7 protein-coding genes and 1 pseudogene are annotated in these 3,663 nt (G+C 31.9%); 5 read left to right on the top strand and 3 right to left on the bottom strand.

Annotated features, from left to right (window positions below):
• Nucleotides 1–97 precede the first annotated feature (97 nt).
• The 4 genes from CD155_RS11080 (at nucleotide 98) to CD155_RS11070 (ending at nucleotide 1,570) form a co-directional block, all read left to right on the top strand.
• On the top strand, nucleotides 98–631 hold the full coding sequence (locus CD155_RS11080) for a hypothetical protein (RefSeq protein WP_103213365.1): 534 nt from the start codon (nucleotides 98–100) through the stop codon (nucleotides 629–631).
• A 53-nt stretch (nucleotides 632–684) separates the two neighbouring features.
• Nucleotides 685–819, top strand: coding sequence for a hypothetical protein (locus tag CD155_RS13165; protein WP_256604996.1), 135 nt, complete (start codon nucleotides 685–687; stop codon nucleotides 817–819).
• A 167-nt stretch (nucleotides 820–986) separates the two neighbouring features.
• On the top strand, nucleotides 987–1,235 hold the full coding sequence (locus CD155_RS11075; RefSeq protein ID WP_070664439.1) for an AbrB/MazE/SpoVT family DNA-binding domain-containing protein: 249 nt from the start codon (nucleotides 987–989) through the stop codon (nucleotides 1,233–1,235).
• Nucleotides 1,232–1,570, top strand: coding sequence for a type II toxin-antitoxin system PemK/MazF family toxin (locus tag CD155_RS11070; protein WP_103213364.1), 339 nt, complete (start codon nucleotides 1,232–1,234; stop codon nucleotides 1,568–1,570). Before CD155_RS11075 ends, CD155_RS11070 begins: the two co-directional genes overlap by 4 nt.
• A gap of 124 nt (nucleotides 1,571–1,694) precedes the next feature.
• On the opposite strand, the pseudogene CD155_RS11065 reads toward CD155_RS11070, so the two are convergent.
• Both CD155_RS11065 and CD155_RS11060 read right to left on the bottom strand, forming a co-directional pair.
• A pseudogene (locus CD155_RS11065) lies at nucleotides 1,695–1,859 on the bottom strand (replication initiation protein); the annotation flags it as partial.
• Nucleotides 1,853–2,122 (bottom strand): hypothetical protein, encoded by a 270-nt coding sequence (locus CD155_RS11060; protein WP_103213362.1) that lies wholly within the window; start codon nucleotides 2,120–2,122, stop codon nucleotides 1,853–1,855. The gene CD155_RS11060 and the pseudogene CD155_RS11065, both read right to left, overlap by 7 nt.
• 609 nt (nucleotides 2,123–2,731) lie before the next feature.
• Here CD155_RS11060 and CD155_RS13160 point away from each other — a divergent pair.
• Nucleotides 2,732–2,923, top strand: a complete 192-nt coding sequence (locus CD155_RS13160; protein ID WP_256604997.1) for a YolD-like family protein — start codon at nucleotides 2,732–2,734, stop codon at nucleotides 2,921–2,923.
• 132 nt (nucleotides 2,924–3,055) lie between these two features.
• Here the strand turns inward: CD155_RS13160 and CD155_RS11050 are convergent, their stop codons facing one another.
• A complete protein-coding gene (locus tag CD155_RS11050) occupies nucleotides 3,056–3,235 on the bottom strand; it encodes a CsbD family protein (protein ID WP_070597576.1) in 180 nt (59 codons plus the stop codon).
• Between the last annotated feature and the right edge of the window lie 428 nt (nucleotides 3,236–3,663).

The raw sequence follows: 3,663 nt of genomic DNA, 5'->3' as shown, positions 1-3,663 counted from the left end.
GTTGTTTTAATAAGAAGTTGTTCCATTTAATTTGATTAATGTTTCATTTTTTTGTATATATATGATGTAATTTTTAACTTTGCAACAGAACCTTTGTATGAATAGTAAAATTCTAAAAATCTCATCTAGTCTGATGGCAGTAGGCATAATGGCACCAACTATTCTATTTACAACAAATGAAGCAAAGGCTTACGAACAAAATCAACAAGAGATTCAACAGGCTTCTGAACAGCTACAAAAAATGGGCGAAGGCGCACTTGAAGGCTTACATCAAAACAAAGAAGCTTTCCAAAAAGCTGGCGTATATGACAAAATGGAACGTGACGCTCAACAACTTGCTAACGGTCAATCTGAAAGAGGTAAAGCTACATTAGGGGCTAAAGCAATTAAAGCAACTGCTAAAAAAGTCGGACAAAAAGCGTGGGATGGTTACATAAAACAAGTCGAAAAAAGAGCAGGCGTCAAAGTTGCTTTCTTACATTACCAATCAATCTTTAAATTCTGTGACTACATCACAGGTTTTGGTGGAACAATTACAGACGCAATTTCCAAAGGATTACAAAATAAATTAGGCTTTAATAAAACATTAGCTTATTACACAGCTAAAGCCTTTGTATTGATTGTATTATAAGAGGTGATAATATCAGAAAGAAACAAATTTTTCTCATATTAATTATAATAGTAATGCTTATTTTATTCTTCATACCGTGGAACAACAGCCACGAAACATTAAGGCGTTATTTAATGTTAGCACTCGCATTACTAACACCTTTATACTTTTTAGCAACAAGTAAGAAAGATGAAGATAAAAATAAGTAATATTTATTGCAACGTTTCAAACGATTTATCGTCGAGAATAATATATCTATAAAAATATGAAGTGTCTTTCGAGTAGTAACTTTCGAGTTGCTACTCTTTTTTATACTTGTAATGTATTTACGTGAGTAAGTACATATTGATATAATGAATATAAGGAGATGATAATTATGATTAAAACATCTGAACGCATATTCAAAAGTGGAAACAGTAGAGCAATCAGTTTAAGCAAACAAACCATACAACTTGCTGATTTTGAAGTAGGAGATAAGGTTGAAGTATCTGAAATCAATGGTGGTTTGTTTATCAAAAAGAAAGAAGAATCGATTGAAGATGAAATCACAAACTTTTTCAAAAATGGTGGTAGATACACCGAGTCAGAAATTGATTTTGGAGAAAGTGTAGGTCGTGAAATATGAGTATCAAACAGTTTGATATATACTATATTGACCTAGACCCCACTCGAGGTCGTGAAAAACAAAAAATCAGACCGTGCTTAATCGTAAATAATAAAATGACAATAGATGGTACAAATTTCGTTTGGGCGTTACCAATCACAAATCGCGAGAAACGTTATCCATTGGATATTGAACTCAAAACTAAAAAAGGTTTAGTCACAGGCGTTATAGACACGTTACAGATACGTGCATTAGACCTTAGTGTACGCGAACATAACTATAAAGATGAATTACAAGACAACTTAAAAAACGTCGTCTTACAAGCAATACAAACGTATCTAAAACCATCATCATAAAAATAATCCCCTCACTACTACTAATAGTGAGGGGATTGGTGTATACAATGTTTGATATCTCGTTACGTCTATTATAACACTTTTTATCTATAGTTAAAACCGATAGGTTTAGCTAAGTGTTGAGTAGTTCACAATGACCTGTATGTTTATATTGTTTAAGTAATCTAAACATATTTTTAGCATAGGATGACTTTAGTTGTGTCATTTCTTTAAGTTCAAATTTGGTAAAATTGCCTGTAATCTCATTCAAAATATGCTTGAGTTCAGGGTTGATACTAACTGTTAACTCTTTTTTTCTATCTTTTTCAGTATATTCAATTCTTTTATAAATAATAAACTTACAAATACGCCGAATATAATAATTATACTTGTTGCTACTATTGCACCTATAAGCGCATTATTTATTGAGTTTGTTATTTGATCTGCCCCATTTATAATTACACATATTGCAATTATGGCTACAAGTAATTTACTTGCTAACTCTCTTACGCTAACTTCACTAAAAAAGTTCATTTTCATTTCATAACGTTGTTCTCTGCTTAGATTTTTCATCTATACGACCTCCGATATTTCACTATAATGCTCAAACTTATTTTATTATTATAATAATTAAAGCCTCTAGCTGTTGTCCTGCTCTCTCTTGTAGTTTTACAAATCTCATATTAAGAGATATACTTATAATAACAAATGAATTGCGAACTAGCATATACAGAAAACCCCCACAGCCTGCCAAAGCTTTGTGGGGGTTTTAATTTTACCTATTCAGTTTGTCTGAAATATAGTTTGCAACTATACCAGCCATAACTGATACGATAAAACTTGCAACAAATGAAATTGCGACTAGCATATACAACACCTCCTTTTTGCACAGGAAGGGTTTTTGTAGTATAACAAAAATCTCTCTTACTATATGAGAACGTATGTTCTACATTGAAAGGAGAGGTGGTTATAATTGATTCTTGAAAAATATCAAAATGAGACCGATTATCGTAAGGTAGCTAGAAAATACTTAGGTGCTAATATTCCTAAAGGGAGAGGTTCTGTGAAATGGCAACCCGTTTGCCACAATACCTGAACAATACCAGCAATTAGATCAGTATATGAAAGATCAAAACAAAAGTGAACGGCCTGAATTTTTTGAAGATCAACTTGATGTACTAAATGAAAAAGTATATTGGAAAAATGCATAGTGGAGAAAAAGCTATTATTACGTATTGGAAGCAAGGATATTTTTACGATCACCAAGCCTACATTAAAAATGTAGATATACTTAAGCAATCGATGATTATAAGTAAAGAAGGTGGCAATGAAACAATGGAAATACCGATGAAGGACATCCAAAATATTGAATAAGAAAAGCCACTCGTTCAGAGTGGCTTAAAATCTAACTATACTTAGGAAAAAACAGAACAAAAGAAAAGGATTAGGATTTACCTAAATTCACTATACCATAGTATCTAATAGTTTAAAAAAGATTGCAAAGCTCTACTTTTTGAACTTATCAATAACTTCGGATGCTTTATCTTTAGCGTTATCAACAACCTCTTTTGCTTTGCCAGACGCTTTATCTTTTTTACCATCTTGTTCTAAATCTTCATTATTCGTTGCATTACCAACTGTTTCTTTAATATTACCTTTAGCTTGTTCAAACTTATCTTCAGCCATCATTGTCCCCCTTAAATGTTGAAATAATTTGTTTGGTAACGACAATATAGCATATAGTCATCACAAATTCATACTATACGCTTTTTGTATTATAGGTTAGTTTTGGCCACAGTATATACAAAGGAAAAAGCCTAATGAATTACTCATTAGGCTTTTGTAGTGTAATTCAAACATGGAGCACACCTAAAACATAATACATATAATAAGATCAATCAAGAGAAAAAAGTTTGATTAATACTTTTGGCAAGTGGCTAATGTGCTTCATTAGCCACTTGTGCATTTTCTATAAGAAAATGCTAATGAAAATGAAGGGAAGTGAGGAATCACTTCCCTTTTTATTTGGAATTTTATTATTTATTTTTTGTGTTGCACGCTCACCCGCATCATCAAAGATGATGCTATTAACAAGTCTATTCGATCTGACAAGG

The organism is Staphylococcus caprae, from assembly GCF_002902725.1.
Classification (GTDB): Bacteria; Bacillota; Bacilli; order Staphylococcales; family Staphylococcaceae; genus Staphylococcus; species Staphylococcus caprae.
This window is presented reverse-complemented; position numbering and strand designations above follow the sequence as displayed.

What these genes read in the sequence shown, in the direction of transcription:
- CD155_RS13165 (WP_256604996.1), top strand. Translation starts at nt 685, where the DNA reads ATGCTTATTTTATTCTTCATACCGTGGAACAACAGCCACGAAACATTA.
- CD155_RS11070 (WP_103213364.1), top strand. Translation starts at nt 1,232, where the DNA reads ATGAGTATCAAACAGTTTGATATATACTATATTGACCTAGACCCCACT.
- CD155_RS11050 (WP_070597576.1), bottom strand. Translation starts at nt 3,235, where the DNA reads ATGGCTGAAGATAAGTTTGAACAAGCTAAAGGTAATATTAAAGAAACA.
- CD155_RS13160 (WP_256604997.1), top strand. Translation starts at nt 2,732, where the DNA reads ATGAAAAAGTATATTGGAAAAATGCATAGTGGAGAAAAAGCTATTATT.
- CD155_RS11060 (WP_103213362.1), bottom strand. Translation starts at nt 2,122, where the DNA reads ATGAAAAATCTAAGCAGAGAACAACGTTATGAAATGAAAATGAACTTT.
- CD155_RS11075 (WP_070664439.1), top strand. Translation starts at nt 987, where the DNA reads ATGATTAAAACATCTGAACGCATATTCAAAAGTGGAAACAGTAGAGCA.
- CD155_RS11080 (WP_103213365.1), top strand. Translation starts at nt 98, where the DNA reads ATGAATAGTAAAATTCTAAAAATCTCATCTAGTCTGATGGCAGTAGGC.